This is a genomic window from Clostridium bornimense, from assembly GCF_018917145.1.
In the GTDB taxonomy this organism is placed as follows: domain Bacteria; phylum Bacillota; class Clostridia; order Clostridiales; family Clostridiaceae; genus Clostridium_AN; species Clostridium_AN bornimense_A.
This window is the reverse complement of the sequence record NZ_JAHLOD010000016.1, coordinates 1-18,481: the sequence shown is the minus strand read 5'-3', so window position 1 is coordinate 18,481 and position 18,481 is coordinate 1. Positions and strand designations below refer to the sequence as shown.

Annotated in this window: 17 protein-coding genes; 15 read left to right on the top strand and 2 right to left on the bottom strand. The window is 30.2% G+C overall.

Annotated features, from left to right (window positions below; translation table 11 throughout):
• Positions 1–2: 2 nt before the first annotated feature.
• The 10 genes from KQI30_RS07470 to KQI30_RS07425 all read left to right on the top strand — a co-directional run bounded on the left by KQI30_RS07470 (position 3) and on the right by KQI30_RS07425 (position 9,185).
• A complete protein-coding gene (locus KQI30_RS07470) occupies positions 3–653 on the top strand; it encodes a hypothetical protein (RefSeq protein WP_216462679.1) in 651 nt (216 codons plus the stop codon).
• Positions 650–796, top strand: coding sequence for a hypothetical protein (locus KQI30_RS07465; RefSeq protein WP_216462678.1), 147 nt, complete (start codon positions 650–652; stop codon positions 794–796). The genes KQI30_RS07470 and KQI30_RS07465 overlap by 4 nt, the downstream gene beginning before the upstream one ends.
• 40 nt (positions 797–836) lie before the next feature.
• Complete coding sequence (locus tag KQI30_RS17515) at positions 837–2,873, top strand: carboxypeptidase-like regulatory domain-containing protein (RefSeq protein WP_216462677.1); 2,037 nt, start codon at positions 837–839, stop codon at positions 2,871–2,873.
• Positions 2,874–3,631: 758 nt separating this feature from the next.
• Complete coding sequence (locus KQI30_RS07455; protein ID WP_216462676.1) at positions 3,632–4,129, top strand: signal peptidase I; 498 nt, start codon at positions 3,632–3,634, stop codon at positions 4,127–4,129.
• A 13-nt stretch (positions 4,130–4,142) separates the two neighbouring features.
• Positions 4,143–4,985, top strand: coding sequence for a hypothetical protein (locus KQI30_RS07450; RefSeq protein WP_216462675.1), 843 nt, complete (start codon positions 4,143–4,145; stop codon positions 4,983–4,985).
• A 76-nt stretch (positions 4,986–5,061) separates the two neighbouring features.
• Complete coding sequence (locus KQI30_RS07445) at positions 5,062–5,697, top strand: hypothetical protein (protein WP_216462674.1); 636 nt, start codon at positions 5,062–5,064, stop codon at positions 5,695–5,697.
• Positions 5,698–5,719: 22 nt separating this feature from the next.
• Positions 5,720–5,875: a hypothetical protein gene (locus KQI30_RS07440; RefSeq protein ID WP_216462673.1), complete on the top strand. Its 156-nt coding sequence runs from the start codon at positions 5,720–5,722 to the stop codon at positions 5,873–5,875.
• Positions 5,872–7,881, top strand: coding sequence for a carboxypeptidase-like regulatory domain-containing protein (locus KQI30_RS07435; RefSeq protein WP_216462672.1), 2,010 nt, complete (start codon positions 5,872–5,874; stop codon positions 7,879–7,881). Before KQI30_RS07440 ends, KQI30_RS07435 begins: the two co-directional genes overlap by 4 nt.
• 263 nt (positions 7,882–8,144) lie before the next feature.
• The gene (locus KQI30_RS07430; protein ID WP_216462671.1) at positions 8,145–8,582 is read left to right on the top strand and encodes a GNAT family N-acetyltransferase; all 438 of its coding nucleotides are present in this window, start codon (positions 8,145–8,147) and stop codon (positions 8,580–8,582) included.
• 159 nt (positions 8,583–8,741) lie between these two features.
• Positions 8,742–9,185: a GNAT family N-acetyltransferase gene (locus tag KQI30_RS07425; protein WP_216462670.1), complete on the top strand. Its 444-nt coding sequence runs from the start codon at positions 8,742–8,744 to the stop codon at positions 9,183–9,185.
• A gap of 249 nt (positions 9,186–9,434) precedes the next feature.
• Here the strand turns inward: KQI30_RS07425 and KQI30_RS07420 are convergent, their stop codons facing one another.
• Entirely contained in the window at positions 9,435–9,938 is a 504-nt protein-coding gene (locus KQI30_RS07420) for a hypothetical protein (protein ID WP_216462669.1), read from the bottom strand.
• 132 nt (positions 9,939–10,070) lie between these two features.
• Here KQI30_RS07420 and KQI30_RS07415 point away from each other — a divergent pair, with 132 nt between their 5' ends.
• The 3 genes from KQI30_RS07415 to KQI30_RS07405 are packed head-to-tail and all read left to right on the top strand — an operon-like array spanning position 10,071 to position 14,556.
• Positions 10,071–11,993 (top strand): PrkA family serine protein kinase, encoded by a 1,923-nt coding sequence (locus tag KQI30_RS07415; RefSeq protein WP_216462668.1) that lies wholly within the window; start codon positions 10,071–10,073, stop codon positions 11,991–11,993.
• Between the two features lie 6 nt (positions 11,994–11,999).
• Positions 12,000–13,181 carry a sporulation protein YhbH gene (gene yhbH, locus KQI30_RS07410; protein ID WP_216462667.1) on the top strand — a complete coding sequence of 394 codons (1,182 nt, stop codon included), beginning with the start codon at positions 12,000–12,002 and terminating at the stop codon, positions 13,179–13,181.
• Between the two features lies 1 nt (position 13,182).
• Positions 13,183–14,556 (top strand): SpoVR family protein, encoded by a 1,374-nt coding sequence (locus tag KQI30_RS07405; protein WP_216462666.1) that lies wholly within the window; start codon positions 13,183–13,185, stop codon positions 14,554–14,556.
• A 165-nt stretch (positions 14,557–14,721) separates the two neighbouring features.
• On the opposite strand, the gene asnB is transcribed toward KQI30_RS07405, so the two are convergent.
• The gene (gene asnB, locus KQI30_RS07400; RefSeq protein ID WP_216462665.1) at positions 14,722–16,569 is read right to left on the bottom strand and encodes an asparagine synthase (glutamine-hydrolyzing); all 1,848 of its coding nucleotides are present in this window, start codon (positions 16,567–16,569) and stop codon (positions 14,722–14,724) included.
• A 206-nt stretch (positions 16,570–16,775) separates the two neighbouring features.
• Between asnB and KQI30_RS07395 the strand changes: the two genes are divergently transcribed.
• On the top strand, positions 16,776–17,921 hold the full coding sequence (locus KQI30_RS07395; protein WP_216462664.1) for a glycoside hydrolase family 5 protein: 1,146 nt from the start codon (positions 16,776–16,778) through the stop codon (positions 17,919–17,921).
• 108 nt (positions 17,922–18,029) lie between these two features.
• Positions 18,030–18,481: IS110 family transposase (locus KQI30_RS07390; RefSeq protein WP_216462663.1), on the top strand; the 452-nt coding region annotated here is incomplete at its 3' end.

Sequence of the window (18,481 nt, the reverse complement as noted above, 5' to 3'; positions counted from 1 at the left end):
CTATGAGTAAGAAGAAATCGGGCATAATTAAGTTTTTGCTGATTATGTTAGTTATAGTTACAAATCCTATAATAGCTAGGGCAGAAAATATATATAGCATAGAAGAAGACGGTGTTTGGCGACCTACAGATGAGATAAGAAAGGATTTTGTTATAAAAAATGTTTGGAAAGAAAAATGTTTTTTAGAAAGTATAAGTTTTGATAGAACTGTAATTAAGGATATTAATACAGATAAAGAATATTCTATTGATGAAGCTATTAAGGAAGGTATATTAGATGATGAATATAATGTAACAATAAATATGGGAAAAGAAAAATTATATTCAGGAACTATTAATGAATTAGCTAAAAAAACAATAGTATTAGATAAACCTATATTCATGGATTTAAATTCAAAAGTTGATTTTTGTATTAATATAAATTTCAATGCAATGGCAGGAAATTCATATCAAAATAAGAGATATGAATATATCTTATATCCAAGAGCATTTAAAGTAGTAGAAGATACTAATATAGATATGCCAAGGTTTATTACTCAAACTGGTTCAAGCCTTAGTAGCACAAATTTACTTATAGGATCATTAGCAATAATTATTTTTGGAACATTATTGCTAATGGTTCCAAAGATATATAAAAGGGGTGACGATGTATGAGTAAGTCAAAATTTAGAATAAAAATTTTATTACTCTTAGCATCGATAATTTTTATGGGGGTTTCAGTAAGTGCTAGTTATGGGTATTTTAGCAATGAATCAACTTCAGAAATATCTACATTAGAAGTAGAGTATGATAAATAAGTTTATATGATTTATTTATTATATGAGAGGTGATGGTAGAGTGAAGGGAAAGAAAATTGCTATTACCATCATGATTATTACATCGCTTTGTACTGTTAATATAGGATATAGTTATTTTAATGCTAGAGTTAAGATGAAAAATCGTAATAACAATCCGATTAATAAGATGTATATAACTAATGGGAATAGTAAAGTTGAGATAAACACTGCCGATAGTAAGTGGCAATATGGTGATAGCAAAGATGTTGAAGGTAGTGTTGTTAATCCTGAAGATGGATTAGAGGTAAGTTATAAAGGGGTAAAGGTAACAAATAAATCTAATTTAACATCTAACTTAAGTTTGAGTTTAAATTTTACGGGAGAAAAGGTAGGCGGAACGAGAGAAGGAGACCCTAATATTGGTGATGACAATGTTGATGTAGATCATAGAGAAGATATGATGGGTTTTGATTTATTGGTAGGCGATATAGACAATTTAGGTTTTGGATATGAAGGTATAGATCCATTTACGCAAATTACACCAGTTCATAATTTAGATGTATATCCTGAAGATAGCGGAGATGTGCAAGGAACAGATAGAAAGATGGTAAATACGGGATTTTATAATTTTTTTAATAGAACTAGTAGTGGTGGGTTTGGTAACACATGGAGTTCATTATTATATACAACTAAATCAGGAATTACTTTTGGTGAAGATGGAAATTGGAATACGGAAGCTTATAAGTGGCCATTAAAGTGGAATACTATCAATCCGCAAAGTGGTGAAGGATGTAGTTTTGGTGGATACTTTTACAAAAAGAAAGATGGTACTTGGACACACGAGAGTAAGTTTTATGATAAAAGATGGAATATAGATACTAATAAAGTTGGAGAACTAGAAGAGGATAATGGAGAGATATTTTTTGATGGCTATACTAATACAACTTTAGGACATCAAAAAACGCATATTTTTGACGGGGTAGATTGGGGGACTATGCAAAAAGTTGAGCCATTAAAATTTATCTATAAAGATAAAATTAGAGAAGAAGATAAAGATAAAAAAGTTTCTAGTGCAACTATTCAAGTAATGTTTGATGATGTTCAACCACAGCCATCAGAGGATTTTAAGGAGTATAAAGCCGATGATGCAGAATGGAGAATATCTTCTTTTTCAGCTAAATCTACAAATAAATATCAAGTTACTCTTGCAGTGGAAGGTAATGATAAGTATCCAGAGGTTAGAGTACCTGAATTTGAAGAGATAATTAATAATATAGATCAACATGGACCAAGAGGAAATTTAGTTACATTTGAAGTACCAAAACGATTCTTAAAGTATATAGAAAATGGTGGAGATGGATTATTATTAAAAGTAGATGATCCTAGGGATGGCACTATATATACAGGGATGAAAAAAGAGGATGGAACTGTTGTTGGGAAAAATTACGATGGTACCGATATTAAGCTAGGGGATGTAGCTAGTGGTGATTCATACTCAATAGATTTTGCAAAAATCACTGTTAATGGAACTATAGATAGAAGTGCTGGTATAGAAGGTAGAATATTAGATAATGAAGGAAATCCTATAAAAGGGGCAGTAATTACAGGTAGTGGAATAGAAGGCAATGTGATAACTGATGAAAATGGATATTATTATATCGATAAGGTGGCACCAGGGCAAGTAATTTTAAAAATTACGCATCCTCTATATACCACAAGAGTAAGCACCATATATCATGTTAATTCAGGAGATATAGTCACATTGAATGTAAATATGCTACCAACAGGTGAGGAACCAATAATAAGTGCAAAAATAAAATTTACAGGTAGTATATTAATAAATAAATACAAGCAAGGTACTAATATACCGGTTGGTGAACCTATAGTAAAAGAAATTAAAATAATAAAGTCTGGTGAAAAATATTCAATAGATGATATATCATTAAAAGTTGAACCAGGATTTTATTATAATATTGACTATAATTTAAAGTTATATTCTAAGGGCAGTATAGATACTATATCTGAAAAGGGATTTAAGTTGAAATTTAATAGTGAGATAAAAGCAAAAATAACGCAAGAAAATAATAATATAAGTTAGTGAAATATAAAGTTCTTATAAAGAAGAAGGTGTCGCATTAACAAATAAAAAATTGTTAGCGATACCTCTTTTTTTTATAGTGAATAGAGAATAGTGAAGGTTAATTTTCCCTAAAGGGAAAATATTATAAGTCCTGTGGACGTCGAATTACAATTATATATTTAGTGCATATGTAAAACTATTGTGCTTAAGTGTTGTTTTTCATAAACTGTGCCTTGTGACTTCATACTTGTGCTCTGATATCTACCTGTGCCTTGCACCTCTATTTTTCTAAAAAAATGCCGTATTCTGATTTTACTCCTTTGTGCGACAACTCCCTTTTAGCGTTTATTTATATGATAGGGACTTAGTTTTACATAACGATTATATCAATTTCAAATAGCATTGTTGTAAATTACAAAAAAATTTATTTTCTATATTATGAAAAAAGTGGAAAAAACAAAAGTGGATATATTTATTGCAAAAGTGTGAAAAAGAAAGAAAGTTAATGTTATATGTAACATTTTATTAATTATTTTTTTTGATAAAAATAGGATAATAATTGGTTTTAAATATAATTTTAAATAAATTTAAAATTATATAAAAATTTTTCTGAAAGAATGATAGAAAAAAGTCTTGAAATAAGTAGAAAATAATTATATAATTTACCAAAAGATACATTAATATATAATTAATAATTGGAAAACTATTATATTCAAATAGAATGTAAATGTTATCATTAATCAGTTTACTATTTATATAAAAAAGAAGGTGAGATTATGAAAAAAGGTATTAAAATCTTAGGAAACCTGATATTTGTAATAGCAGTAGCATTACTATTGATAGGGCTTGCAACTAGTTTGTCTAGTAAATCAGACAAGATATATAGTGTAATAAAATATAGATCTTATGTAATTGTAACACCTAGTATGAAGCCGAAAATTAATCCAGGAGATTTTATTTTAGTAAAAAAGACAGATGTAGATAAATTAAAAGAAGGCGATATTATAACATTTACTAAAGACAATATGGTAGCTACTCATAGAATTAAAGAGATTAATGGAGATAGTATTACTACTAAGGGAGATAATAATAATCTTGAAGATACACCTATTAATAAAAATGATGTAATAGGAAAGTTTGCATTTTCAATACCAAAGATTGGGTACATAATTTCATTTGCTATATCAAAGGTGGGACTAGTAACTATAGCTGCTATAATAATATTCATTTTTATATATGATTTTATTTTTAGAGAAAAAAGCACAAATAAATAGGGGGTTTTAAATTATGAGAAAGAAAAAAGTTATTGTGTTATTGTTGGGGATAATAATGATCGTAGGAATAGCTACATCCTTTGCATATTTCACAAATAAGACAAATGATATCACAGATTCTAAAGGTGAATCATTACAAAAAATTCAAATAACTAATGGTAAGGTTGAAGTTATAGCTCAAGCAACAAATGATGCTACTGCTGTTAACGATTGGTCTTATGATGTAGTAAGAAAGAGCAATCCGTCATTACCAACAGATACTGCAGAGTTAGCTACATATGAAAGAACCAATGCTAGTCCTGATATAACAGGAGTTGTAAAGAAAGCATATGACGGGGATACTAGCGGACTTGAAAGAGCCACTATAGGAGCTCCATTTACTGATACAAATATTCAATATACAAGACCTGGTGATGCAATAGTCCTTGGAACTAAAAATGATTTAGGTCAAACAGGTTTATTAATAACTAATAATAGTAATATAACAATAAAAGCACAATTGAACGTAGTTAGTAATCAAAATGCCGTTAATGAAATAACTAAATTAAATAATGCTGGTTGGAAGCTATATGTAAATGATTCAGAAGTTAATATGGAAAATCTAGCTACTGGAGCACAAGTGGATTTAGCAACATTGGCATCAACAAAATCACAACTTGTAACTGTTAGATTAGAATTGCCACTTACTACAGGTAATGAATATCAAAATGCAGATGGTGGAGTTGGAGCTGTTACTGATTTAAATATATCTAATCTTTTCGAAATTAGAGCTACTCAAGAAAATAATCCAGGATGGGAGCAAAATGGAAGTGGCTCAGATGGAACTGGAAGCGTAAAGAATCCAATAAAACCATGATAGTTTAAATAGTGTATTAGTAGTAAGGCCATAAGCAATTTTAGTTTATGGTCTTATGCATATAACGAGGTGAACTATGGATAAAGATGTTTTGAGAAGAATAAAACTTTTTATATTTATACTTAGTTTATCAATAATTAAGGTTGTAGGTGCAAAGGCAGCAACTACAAATATATATAGTACAGAGGAAGATGGGGTATGGAGACCCACAGATAAGATTTCTAAAACATTTGAGATAGAAAATATTTGGGGTAAGAAGTGTTATTTAGAAGGGATAGAGTTTAGTAGAAGTTATATTAGGGATACTGATACTGATTATAAATATAGTATAGAAGAAGCGGAAAAAGAGAAAATATTAGACAATATATATAATGTAACTATTACATATAATGATGAAAAAATATATTCTGGCACCATGGAAAACTTAGCTAGTAGAACTATAAAATTTAAGAAGCCTATATTTATGGATTTAAATTTTGTGGGAGAGTTCTATATAACAATAGTGTTTAATAATCAGTCGGGAAATGATTATCAAAATAAGAGCTATGAATATATTTTAGAACCAAAGGTATTTGTAGTAACGGCAAACAATAAGGTGGAAAATAATTTGTCGTCATTAACGAAGACTGGAGGATTTAGTGATAGAGATACTTTAATTATGGTAGGCGTATTAATAATATGTGGAGGAATAGTAATATGGCTTAAAGGATGAAAGATAGTTATGGGAGGCAATGATGAAAAGCAAAAAGGGATTTATTATGTTAATTTTAGTTTTAATATTAATAATTAGTATATCTATTGTTATTCCTCAGAGCTATGGATATTTTAATGATAATAAGAGTGATCAAATAGATGGATTAACTATAGATTATCAGGTGGAAGAACAATGAGAAAGAAAAAGTTTAAAGTAATATTAATGATGATATTATTTATAGTTTTTATTATAAGTACTTCAGTGAGTTATGGATATTTTAATAATAAATTCAAAGGGATACATGGGGCAAATGGCTTGTTGCAAGGAATAAATATTGAAAATGGTAAAGAGGCCATAGTTGTAGACAAGAGTGCAGCAAAATGGTATGGGGTAGATGGAGATACAATAAGTAATCCGCAAGAAGGGCAAGAATTGGAATATAAGGGATTGAAAATTATTAATGATTCTAATTTAGTTTCAAATGTTCAAGTAAAGATGAAGTTTAATGGTAAAAAAGAAGGGGGAACTGTAGAAGATAACTCTGGTGGAGAATCAGGTGGAGGAATTTCAGAAGAACCATCAGGACCAGATGCTGCGGGTTTTGATGTATTAGTAGGTGATGAAGATAATTTTGGTTATGGATATGGAACAACAAATATATATGCGGGAGAAATAACATCAGGACATCCTTTAACAGTGTTTCCTGATGTTAATGACCCTGATGGAACAGATAGAAAAATGGTGACAACAGGATTTTATAATTATTATAAAAGTATACCAATAATTTCAGAAAATAAAGATTACACAGGTGGACTTTCATTAGTAGCGTATACTAAAGGCGCTGATGGTCTAACATGGAAATGGTCCAATAGTACTGATGCTAGTAAGAAAGCTAATGATAATTGTCAGTGGGATGCTAATTTTTATTCTATTTATTTTAAGCAAGATGGAACATGGGGGAAAATGAGTAGTTTTGAAAATGATAGTGCAAAGTTAGGCTGTTTTACAGCGGTAAATGATGAAATATTTTTTGATGGGTATACACAAAGGTCTATAAGAGGATGGACATCATCAAGTTCATGGACAAATAATTCTGATAAAATAGATTCTAAAAATGTTAACTGGAGATATTTACACCCAGTAGAACCGGTGACAATAAAATATGATGGAAAGATAGGCGAAGAAGAAAGGATTAATAGAGCCGTTGTAAAAATAATGTTGGATGATATACAACCAATGCAAGATGATACGACAATTAGGAATTCATTAAGTTTAGCAGTTGATAATGATAGTTGGAGTAGTATGTATGGATGTAGTAAATCAGAATGGTATTTAGGATTTTCAGCAAAGTCCCGTGCTGTATATAAAGCAACTATACGAGTACCTGGTGATGATAAGTTTGGAGAATTTGTTGAGGTAAAAGAATGGTCAGATACAATTAATAAATTAAGTCAAACAGGGGCTAGATCTAATATGATTACACTTGAAATACCACAAAGATTTTATAAATATATAAGAAAAGGTAGTACTTCAGGTAATGGGATACAAATAAAAATTGATGATGATAGACAAGGTATAGCCTCAGGAGATTCTTATGCAATAGATTTTGTAAAGTTAATAGTAAACAAAGCGGCGGAGTATCATTGTACAGTAAAGGGTACAGTTTATGATAATGATACTAAGAAGGTAATTCCTTATGCATCAATTATGGTAAATGGTATAGAAAAAACTAAAGCAGATGGAAATGGAGAATTTCAATTAAATGACGTAGAACCTGGACAAGTGGTTATAGCAGCTGAACATCTAGCTTACAATAAAGGTAATAAGTTAATATATAATATCTCAAGTAATTCAGAGGTAAATGTAACATTGTATTTATCGAAAAGGGAAATACCGATTACTATGGAACCGCAACTTAAGTTTACAGGAGAAGTTACAGTACGAAAATATGACAAGGCTAAAGGAAATGTTAAGGTAGGAGAAGATATTATAGTACCTATAAAAGTAGTAGAAAGTGGAGATGGCGGTGAAATAAACATAGAAGATTTAAAAATAGATCCAGGATTTTATTATACTGTGGATTATAAGATAATTTTAAAGTCTAAGGGGCTTATAGATCCATTTAAGAGTTTTAAGTTAAAGTTTGATAGTAGCATAGATGTAAAGGCAACTCAGGAAAACAATGATGAATGGGAAAATTGATATAGGACAAAACTGATGTTATAAGATAACTTTTTGATTAAGTTACAACAATATAAATAGTATTTTCTTTATAAATTCAATTGATTTAATAAGTGCTTGACAAATATGCTGAACTTAACTACAATATTAGCAAACTTAACAGAGCTGTCATTTACCACCGGGTAAATGGATCAACAGCATTCAAGAACAATCGTAGGTACGGTGCGTTTGCATTACAAGATTGTTTTTGGACGCTGTTTTATTTTGCAGAAAGAAGGATTTTTATGGAATTGGTTGTAAAACATTTTAGTGAACTAAGTTTGGAAGAGTTGGTTGATATTTATAAATTACGAGTATCAGTATTCGTAGTTGAACAAAAATGTCCTTATCAAGAAATTGATGATGCCGACAAAAAAGCATATCATTTATATTTAAAGGATGATAATGGCATACAGGCATATGCACGTGTTTTGCCACAAGGTACAACTTTCGACGAAGCCTCCCTTGGACGAGTTATTGCAAGAAAGCGAAGATGTGGTCTGGGTAGCCAGATTGTTGCCGCTGCTATTGAGACTGCAAAGGAAAAGTTCTCTGCAACAGCAATTAAAATAGAAGCACAGGTTTATGTACGAGGATTATACGAAAAAGCAGGATTTGTACAAGTGTCAGAACCATTCCTCGAGGATAATATTCCACATATCCTTATGGAGTATACAATATGAAGCTTTTGAAAAAGGTAAAAATATAACATAGGGAGGGGACTCGCCTGATATAAATCCAGTACTTGCAAGGGTTTGAGATAAATGTGATAATAGAACATAACAATTTTTAAATCTTTTAGAACAGGTGAAATTTCAATCGGAATTTGTGGAGGAAAACATATGAAACTATATGATGCCAAAACACGGAGTAATCAGCTAATTCAGAATCTCTTGACAGTTTGGGAAAACTCAGTTCGAGTAACCCATTTGTTTTTGTCTGATACTGAAATTGAGCAAATCAAAAAATACGTTCCTCAGGCATTGAACAGTGTTACAAATCTTATTATTGTTGAAAATGAACAGAAAGAGCCAATAGCCTTTATGGGTATTGAAGAAAAAAGATTGGAAATGCTTTTCTTGTCTCCAGAAGAACGTGGCAAAGGAATTGGAAAGCGTCTAATTCAGTATGGTATTCAGAAATATGGTGTTCAAGAAGTAACTGTAAATGAACAGAATCCACAGGCAGTTGGATTTTATGAGCATCTTGGGTTTGAGGTATATAAACGCACAGATTATGATGAGGAAGGAAATCCTTATCCACTTTTGTATATGCGATTAAAGTGAATACTTATATAGAGACTAAGGAACGTAGATTTATTACGTTCCTTTTTTTACAGGTGGAGAGTTTGGAATTGAATCATCTATTATTTCGCTTGTAGGTTATACGATAGTTACCTTATTAGCAGTATATATGATTAAGATAAAGAGTAAAGTGTCATAAAAAGTGGATTACAAGAACTATATGAAAGGATTAACTTCATATGTTTTTTGTAAATGTATAGTGATTATTAATTCAAATTACCAATATAAATATTATTTTCTTTTTATAAATTCAATTGCAGATATATAAAATGTCATGAAATAAAATAGAAGTGCTATAAATATCCTAAGGATTATTTCCGTATAAATATTTTTTTTAGATTCTTTTGAATATATGTGAAATAAATTATTTATTGAATTATTAACTTTAGAATATAATTTTTGTGAATCTGTATTTGGGTATATTTTTGAGTATTCATCAATAAATGAATTTGCGTCAAGAGTATAATCACTGTTAGTATCAATACAGTCTAAAGCAATCATTGTTTCTATAGGTAAATCTGAATATTTTGTATAACGTTCACCAGCATTTTGTGTTGGTTTATTTTTTTTGTAATTAAAATAACTTTTGAATTTGTTGTGGATAGAAGAATATATAGAATTAGGATTATGTGAAAAATTTGTGTCTGAAATTATAAGATATGAATGAGGAATCCAAAATAAAAATGTAAAAATAATAATAGCAATAAATACTTTTTTGGGAAGCCGTTTCTTCAACTAAATCACTCCTTGAAAATAATTATTGAGAAGGAATAAAATGTAAAATATTTTCTTTGATGTGATTATATATTAATTTGTAATATATTTCAACAATTACTGAATATATTTAGAGTAAAGGGGGTGCAGTTCATGGATTTTAAAGAATTTATAATAAATGATCGTGAACGTCGCAATAAAGAAAAGTTTGAAGGTAGCTTTTTAGAGTATTTGGATATAGTAAAAGAAAATCCTGATGTTGCAAAACTTGCGCATAAGAGAATGAACGATATCATAACAAGTCAAGGATATGAAGTTTTAAAACCAGAAGAAAATCCGAGAATAAAGAAAATATACGGAAATGAAATTATAAAAAGATACAATTTCTTTAAAGATGACTTTTTCGGAATTGATAAAGTGTTAATGAAACTTATGAATTATTTAAATTCTGCATCTATGAAAGGTGAAGAAGCTAGACAAGTATTATATTTAGTAGGACCTGTAGGGGCTGGTAAATCCTCTTTAGTTGAATCATTAAAAAAGGCGTTAGAGAGTGCAGACAGAATATATACAATTAAGGGATGCCCAATGCATGAAGAGCCACTACATTTGATTCCTAAGCACTTAAGGAAAGAATTTGAGGAAAAGTTAGGTGTTCAAATAGAAGGAGATTTATGTCCAATTTGTAAGTATAGGTTGATGCATGAATATGATGGTAAATATGAAGAAATGCCTGTAACAACTAGTAGTTTTTCAATAAGATCTAGAAAAGGTGTGGGAGTAGTTCCTCCTGTAGATCCTAATAATCAAGACACGTCTATATTAACAGGATCAGTTGATATTTCTAAAATGGATTTATATGCGGAAGATGATCCAAGAATATTTTCTCTTAATGGTGCCTTTAATGTAGGAAATAGAGGAATAGTAGAATTTATAGAGGTATTTAAAAATGATGTTGAATATTTGCATACTATAATTACCGCTACACAAGAAAAATCAATACCATCTCCAGGTAAAGGATCAATGATCTATTTTGATGGTATAATTTTGGCGCACTCTAATGAAGCTGAATGGAACAAATTTAAATCAGATCATACCAATGAGGCTATATTAGATAGAATAGTAAAAATAGAAGTACCTTATTGTTTAGAATTAAATGAAGAAATAAAGATATATGAAAAGATACTAAAAAAATCAAACTTCAAAGCTCATATTGCACCACATACTATAGAAACAGCAGCCATGTTTGCTATACTTTCAAGACTTACATTATCCGCTAAGGCTGATCCTATGACTAAGCTTAAAATCTATAATGGTGAGGAAATTGTGGAAAAAGGTACAACAAAGAGAATAGATATAATGGAACTAAGAGAAGAAGCAGGACCAAGAGAAGGTATGAAGGGTATATCTACTAGATTCATTATAAAGGCTATAGATAATGCATTGTCTAATTCAGAACATGATTGTATAAATCCACTTAGTATAATGGAGAGCATTATAAAGTCTGTAAAAGAATTAGATATTGCAGAGGATGAAAAGAAGAGATATTTAGGTCTTGTCCAAGACACTATAAGAAAAGAATATAATAAAACTTTAGAAAAAGAAATAACAAGAGCATTTATCCATTCTTTCAGAGAACAAGCAGAATCACTATTTAACAATTATCTTGATAATGCAGAAGCTTATGTTAATAAGACAAAAATTAAGGATGGCTCAACAGGAGAAGAATTAAATCCAGATGAAGAATTTATGAGAAGTATAGAAGAACAACTTGGAATATCTGAAAGTTCAGCTAAAGGATTTAGATCTGATGTAACTTCATATATGTTCTATGTTGTAAGAAATGGTGGAACAATAGATTATACAACTTACGAACCGTTAAAAGAGGCTATAGAGAAGAAATTAACTATGTCTGTAAAGGATCTTTCAAGAATTGTTACTAAATCTAAAGTTAGAAATAAGGAGCAAGATCAAAAATATAATGCAATGGTTACAGAGATGATATCTAATGGTTATTGTCTAAACTGTTGTGATGTAATTTTGAAATATGCAGCAAACAACTTGTGGAAGGATTGATAGACTATGGCCATATTTAAAGATCATAGTTTAAATCCTGTAGATCATGATAGATCCATTGAAGATAGAAGAAGACATAGGCAGTTAGTTGAAAAATCTATAAAGGATAATTTAGGAGATATACTTTCAGAGGAGAGTATTATTGGTGAAACTAAGAATAAGAAATTTAAGATTCCTATACGAGGACTTAAGGAATATCAATTTATATATGGCAAAAACTCTGGTGGCGTAGCTAGTGGTACTGGTGAAGAAAAAAGAGGAGAGAAAATAGGTAGTGATAGAGGGGGAAAAGGAAAAGGCCCAGGAAAAGGTCAAGGTGCTGGTAATGCTGAAGGTGAAGATTATTATGAAACAGAAATAACATTAGATGAAGTTTTTGATTATTTAGCAGAAGACTTAGAACTACCTAATATGGACAGGAAGAAGTACTCAGAAATTATTACTGAAAGTTCTTTTAAGAAGAAGGGATATCAAAAACATGGGATTAATCCAAGATTAGCGAAGAAAAAGACTGTTATGACTAAAATAGAAAGATTGCAGTCAAAAAAGAGAGCGCTTAGAGAAGCTAATATTGATGAAGAGATAGAGAGATTTCCTTTTATAGAAGATGATCTTAGATATTATAGAGTAAAAGTACAGCCTAAAAGAGAAAGTAATGCAGCGATAATATTTGTAATGGATGTATCTGGATCTATGGATAATACTAAAAAATATTTAGCTAGGTCATATTTTTATGTGCTATCAAGATTTATAAAGAACAAGTATAACAATGTAGAAGTAGCTTTCGTTGCTCATTCTACTACAGCAAAAGAGGTAGGAGAAAATGAGTTTTTCCACAAGGGACAATCAGGGGGAACTTATATATCCTCCGGATTAAATAAGGCATTGGAAATAATAGAGGAAAGATATGACCCAGCTATGTGGAACTTATATACATTCTGTGTATCTGATGGAGATAATTGGAGTGAAGATAATGAAAAAACTATAAAAGCAGTAAAAGATTTATGTGAAGTCTGCAATCTTTTTGGGTATACAGAAATTTTACCTATTACCTATGCAACGACAATGAAGTATAAGTTAAATAATGAAATTAAGAATAAAAATTATATATCTGCATCAATAAAACAAAAGTCCGATTTGTGGATTGCATTAAAAACCATGCTGAAGAAAGAGCTAAAGGAGGAGTAGCATGGATTATACAGTAAAAGATTTAGAAATGTGGAATGATAGGATTGAGGAAGTAGTAAAACGTGTAAATTTAGATTATTATCCACAGGAATTTGAGATTATAGGGTATAAAGAAATGATTGGCTATGAAGCTTATGTAGGAATGCCTTCAAGATATCCACATTGGAGTTTTGGAAAAGCCTATGAAAAAAACAGGACATTATATAGATATAACTTAACAGGATTACCTTATGAGATGGTTATAAACTCTAATCCATGTTTAGCATATTTAATGAGAGAAAACACGTTACTTCTTCAAATATTAACAATGGCACATGTATATGGACATAATGATTTCTTTAAAAATAATAGGTTGTTTAAAGAAGGTACTGATGCTAATAGAACAATTGAAATGTTTAAGGTACATGCTGATACTATAAGGAGCTATATAAACGATCCTTCTATAGGCTATGAAAATGTAGAGAGAGTTTTAGACGCTGCTCATTCCTTGAAAATGCAGACATCAAGAGCTGTCGGAGAAAAGAGAATAGATGAGGAAGAGATTAAAAAAAGAATGATGGATAGTTATTTAGAGCAGACAGGAAGTTATTCCATTTTAGATGGATATAAGGAAGTTCCGGCGCCGGATATATCTAAAGTCCCATTATCACCAGAGGATGATTTATTATATTTTATTATTAAGCATGGAAATTTAGCTGAGTGGGAAAAGAATATATTATCTATAGTAAGAGATGAAACATTATATTTTATACCGCAAATTGAAACTAAAATAATGAATGAAGGATGGGCATCTTATTGGCATTATACAATATTGAAGGAATTAGAATTGCCAACAGGACTACATCTAGAGTTTATAAAGAGGCATAATGATGTTATTGCACCTATAATTGGCGGTTTAAATCCATATTTCTTAGGTTTCAAAATTTTTGAGTATTTAGATAAAACTTATGGTAGAGAAAAGATATTTGAAGTGAGAGAATGCGATAGAGATTCATCGTTCTTAAGACGATATCTAACAGAAGATTTATGTGCGGAGTTTAATTTATTTGAGTATGTTAGAAAATCAGGAGATATATATGTAAAAGAAGTTGCAGATGAATCTGGCTGGAAGGAAATAAGAAATTCTCTAGCAGCAGATTGTGGTATGGGATCTGTACCGTATATAAGGGTGTATGATATGAACTTAAAAGATAAAACATTAACATTAGAACATGTTTATGATGGTCGTGAATTACAACTTTCTTATACTGAAGGTACATTAAAATATATACAAGAACTATGGGGATACAAGGTAAGGATGAAAACTGTCATTGATGGAAAAGAGTTATATATAGTTTGTGATGAAAACAAAAAACTTATGGTAGCTGAGATTTGAATAGGGGAGTTTTCGCAATATCGAATAAGATTCGTGAGCGGGAACTCTTTTTTACAATTTACAATTATAGTGATATATTTATATGTTCAACTCATAATTCACTATATATAAGGAAGAACTGAAGCATAAGGCTATAAAATTCATTATGCAACAGTTCTATTAATTTTACTTAATAATATCTATATTATAATAGTCAAGCCATGCGTTTAAGCCAACTAGATATGCTATTAATTGTGGACCGGTCATTAATTGACCAAACCAAGGTGTTTTATAAGAAGAGCCTTTTGAATCGATAATTTCATGAATTTTCTTCTTATTTATTATTTCTAGTATAGGTGAATTAGGGTTGTCCATAATTTCGCTTAGCATAGAGCAAACTTTATTTGTATAATCTGGATGATAAGTTTTAGGATAAGGACTTTTCTTTCTATATATAACATCATCAGCGAGAATACCTTTAAGAGCCCTTCTAAGTAAGCCTTTCTCTCTTCCATCAGCAAATTTTATTTCATAAGGTAGATTAAATGCATATTGAACTAATCTATAATCTGCAAAAGGAACTCTAGCTTCAAAAGAGTTACTCATACTCATTCTGTCTTTTCTATTTAATAAGTTAACCATAAACCATTTAATATTTAAATAGAATAATTCTCTCATTCTATAATCCATAGGACTTTCATCATCGAGATGAGGTGTTTCCATTAAAGTTTTTTTATAATGATAGTAAGCAAAACCATCTAAATCTAAAGATTGCAAATCATCAGATAATAGAGTTTTTCTATCGTCAACGAAGCGTGACCAAGGGAATGTTGGATAATTAATAAGTTCACTTCTAGTGAACCAAGGATATCCTCCAAACAATTCATCAGCACATTCTCCAGATAGTCCAACAACGAAATTCTTTCGTATTTCTTTACAGAATAGATACAAAGATGAATCTACATCTGCCATTCCAGGTAAGTCTCTTGCTATTACTGATGGAATAAGTGCTTCTGCTAGTTCTATATTGTCATTAACAACAGTAACGTGGTTAGAGCCAATATCTTTTGAAACCTTTAGTGCCCAAAATTGATCAGAAGTAGGTTGATATAAAGATGATTTGAAATACTTATCATTATCTTTATAATCTATAGAATAAGTTGTTAGAGTTTTGCCATTTTCTCTAAAAGTTTTTGCTGCTATAGCTGAAATTGCAGAAGAATCTAAACCACCGGATAAAAAAGTACATACAGGAACATCACCGACTAATTGTCTATTAATTGCATCTATTAATAAGGATTGTAGGTGAATAGTTGCTTCATCTAAAGATTCGGTAAATGGTTCTGGGGTAACCTTCCAATATTCCTTTAATTCTTCTTTATCTTTACTTATTATAATGTAATTAGCAGGTGGTATTTCCTTTATACCTTTAAGAACACCGCTGCCGAGAGCTGTGGCTGGACCAAGAGCGAACAACTCTAATATACCTTCTTTATCTAATACCCTATTAACTTTATTATTTGCAAGTAAGGTTTTTATTTCAGATCCAAATATAAAAGAATTTCCCTTTTTAGTATAGAATAATGGTTTGACACCAAGGGGATCTCTTACTAAAAAAAGACTTTCATTTAATTTATCCCATATTGCAAAAGCAAATATACCGTTAATGTGACTTAAGCAATCTACTCCCCAATGTATATAAGAGGTTAATAATACTTCAGTATCAGAATATGAATCAAAAGAGTAACCTTCCTTTATTAATTCAGAGCGCACATTTTCTGTGTTATAAATTTCTCCGTTGTAAACAATAGTATATTCATTAGTAGAAGTTTTTTTAGTCATAGGTTGTAGACCACCTTCTGGATCAACAACAATAAGTCTTCTATGACCTAAAGTACAGTGAGTGTCAATGTAAATACCAGATGAATCAGGACCTCTCTTTTCTAAAGTTTTTGTCATATCTTCTATGGTCTTAATATTAGAAGAGGAATTTAGATTCTCTCTATAATTAACAACACCGGCAATTCCACACATGTTAAGTCTCCTCATATAAAAATTAGTTCTATTTAATATATGATTGATGATTAATAAAGGTTAAGAAAATAGATTTAGAAGTATTTTAAGTAAATTTATAAAATGATTATAAAAACAATAAAAAAAGTTGAAGATTTTCAAAAAATAAATTACCATGAATAGAACCCTAAAAATAGAATTAAAGGGAAACGGAGGATGAAATGTATATGATAATTAGGAAAATGATAAAGAGGTTACCAGCCTACTTGATAATGACTATATTATTAGCATTAGGAATGGTAAATGTTATGGCTGATGAGGTAAAAGCAGCAGAAATGAAAAGTTCTAATGAAATAGTTAAGGATATGGGTATAGGGTGGAATCTTGGTAATTCACTTGATTCACATGGAGAATGGATTGGAAATAATAAAACATCAGAAGAATATGAAATAGCCTGGGGAAATCCTAAAACAACAAAAATAATGATAGATAAAATTAAAGAAGGTGGATTTAATACTGTAAGGATTCCAGTAACTTGGAGTCAGCATATGCAGGAGGCACCTGATTATAAAGTTGATGAAGAATGGATGGCAAGAGTTCAAGAAGTAGTAGATTATTGTATAAGTAATGATATGTATGCAATAATTAATCTTCATCATGATGATTGGATTATTCCATTAAGAAGTGAAGAGGCAGAAGTTAAGGATAAACTTGAAAAGTTATGGTTACAAATTGCTAATCATTTTATAAATTATGGTGATAAATTAATATTTGAAACAATGAATGAGCCAAGATTAAAAGGTACTGAATATGAATGGACAGGTGGTACTAGTGAATCAAGAGCTATGGTCAATGAATATAACAAGGTTGCATTAGATGCAATAAGGGCTACTGGTGGAAACAATGAAAAAAGAGCAGTGATGATGCCAACATATGCTGCAGGAGTAGTAGATGTAGCTATAAATGATATGGTTATACCAAATGATGATAATATCATAATATCTCTACATGCATATTTACCATATGATTTTGCAATGAATATCAATGGTACAGACATATGGGGATCTGATCAAGATAAGAAGAATTTAGATTGGGAATTTGATAAATACTATAATGCTTTTGTTTCAAAAGGGATACCAGTGGTTATAAGTGAGTTTGGATCAATAAGTAAAGGAAATGTTGAATCTAGAATGAATTTAGCAGAATATTATGTTAAGGAAGCAGCAAAAAGGGGAATGACATGTATTTGGTGGGATAATAATGTATCAAGAGAAAATGAAGCAGAGACTTTTGGTTTGTTTAATAGGGATACGTTAGAGTGGTATGATGAAAGATTGAAAAATATACTTGTGGAGGCGGCTTATAGTGCATAGTTTTCAGTGCACAGCATTCCTGTTTTGAGACTTTATAAGAATTGAAAAAAATAACCTCCCTAGGTAAAATAATAATCGTAAAACAAAAATACCAAGGAGGTTATTCAAATGAATAATAACATAGTTTCATTAAATCAGTCAAAGGTTTTTATAGGAATTGATTTAGCTAAAAAAATACATGTAGCAAAAGCAATAGATATAAATGGTATACAAGTTGGTTATTTATCATCACTTAAGAATGATAGGGAAGGATTTAAAACCTTTAAATCATGGGTATATAAGATTATGAAGGAAACAAACACAGAATCTTGTATAATAGGCATGGAGCCTACCGGCATCTATTGGCAACGTATTGCATCATATATTATTACTTCTATGGATAACTGCGAAGCAGTATTCGTTAATCAGCAAAAAGTAAAATTAACAAGATTATTATATGGAAATGGTAAAGGTAAAAATGATCCTATAGATGCATTATCTATAGCAAGATGTGTAAAACATAATAATTACTCTAAAATGAATACTCATGAGAAAAAGTTTACAAATTTAAAGATACTAAC

Coding starts and splice junctions, on each gene's coding strand:
- asnB (WP_216462665.1), bottom strand. CDS start 16,569: ATGTGTGGAATTGCCGGTGTTGTTAATTATAGAGAGAATCTAAATTCC.
- KQI30_RS07405 (WP_216462666.1), top strand. CDS start 13,183: ATGGATTATACAGTAAAAGATTTAGAAATGTGGAATGATAGGATTGAG.
- KQI30_RS07430 (WP_216462671.1), top strand. CDS start 8,145: ATGGAATTGGTTGTAAAACATTTTAGTGAACTAAGTTTGGAAGAGTTG.
- KQI30_RS07455 (WP_216462676.1), top strand. CDS start 3,632: ATGAAAAAAGGTATTAAAATCTTAGGAAACCTGATATTTGTAATAGCA.
- yhbH (WP_216462667.1), top strand. CDS start 12,000: ATGGCCATATTTAAAGATCATAGTTTAAATCCTGTAGATCATGATAGA.
- KQI30_RS07440 (WP_216462673.1), top strand. CDS start 5,720: ATGAAAAGCAAAAAGGGATTTATTATGTTAATTTTAGTTTTAATATTA.
- KQI30_RS07435 (WP_216462672.1), top strand. CDS start 5,872: ATGAGAAAGAAAAAGTTTAAAGTAATATTAATGATGATATTATTTATA.
- KQI30_RS07425 (WP_216462670.1), top strand. CDS start 8,742: ATGAAACTATATGATGCCAAAACACGGAGTAATCAGCTAATTCAGAAT.
- KQI30_RS07465 (WP_216462678.1), top strand. CDS start 650: ATGAGTAAGTCAAAATTTAGAATAAAAATTTTATTACTCTTAGCATCG.
- KQI30_RS07445 (WP_216462674.1), top strand. CDS start 5,062: ATGGATAAAGATGTTTTGAGAAGAATAAAACTTTTTATATTTATACTT.
- KQI30_RS07470 (WP_216462679.1), top strand. CDS start 3: ATGAGTAAGAAGAAATCGGGCATAATTAAGTTTTTGCTGATTATGTTA.
- KQI30_RS07415 (WP_216462668.1), top strand. CDS start 10,071: ATGGATTTTAAAGAATTTATAATAAATGATCGTGAACGTCGCAATAAA.
- KQI30_RS07450 (WP_216462675.1), top strand. CDS start 4,143: ATGAGAAAGAAAAAAGTTATTGTGTTATTGTTGGGGATAATAATGATC.
- KQI30_RS07395 (WP_216462664.1), top strand. CDS start 16,776: ATGATAATTAGGAAAATGATAAAGAGGTTACCAGCCTACTTGATAATG.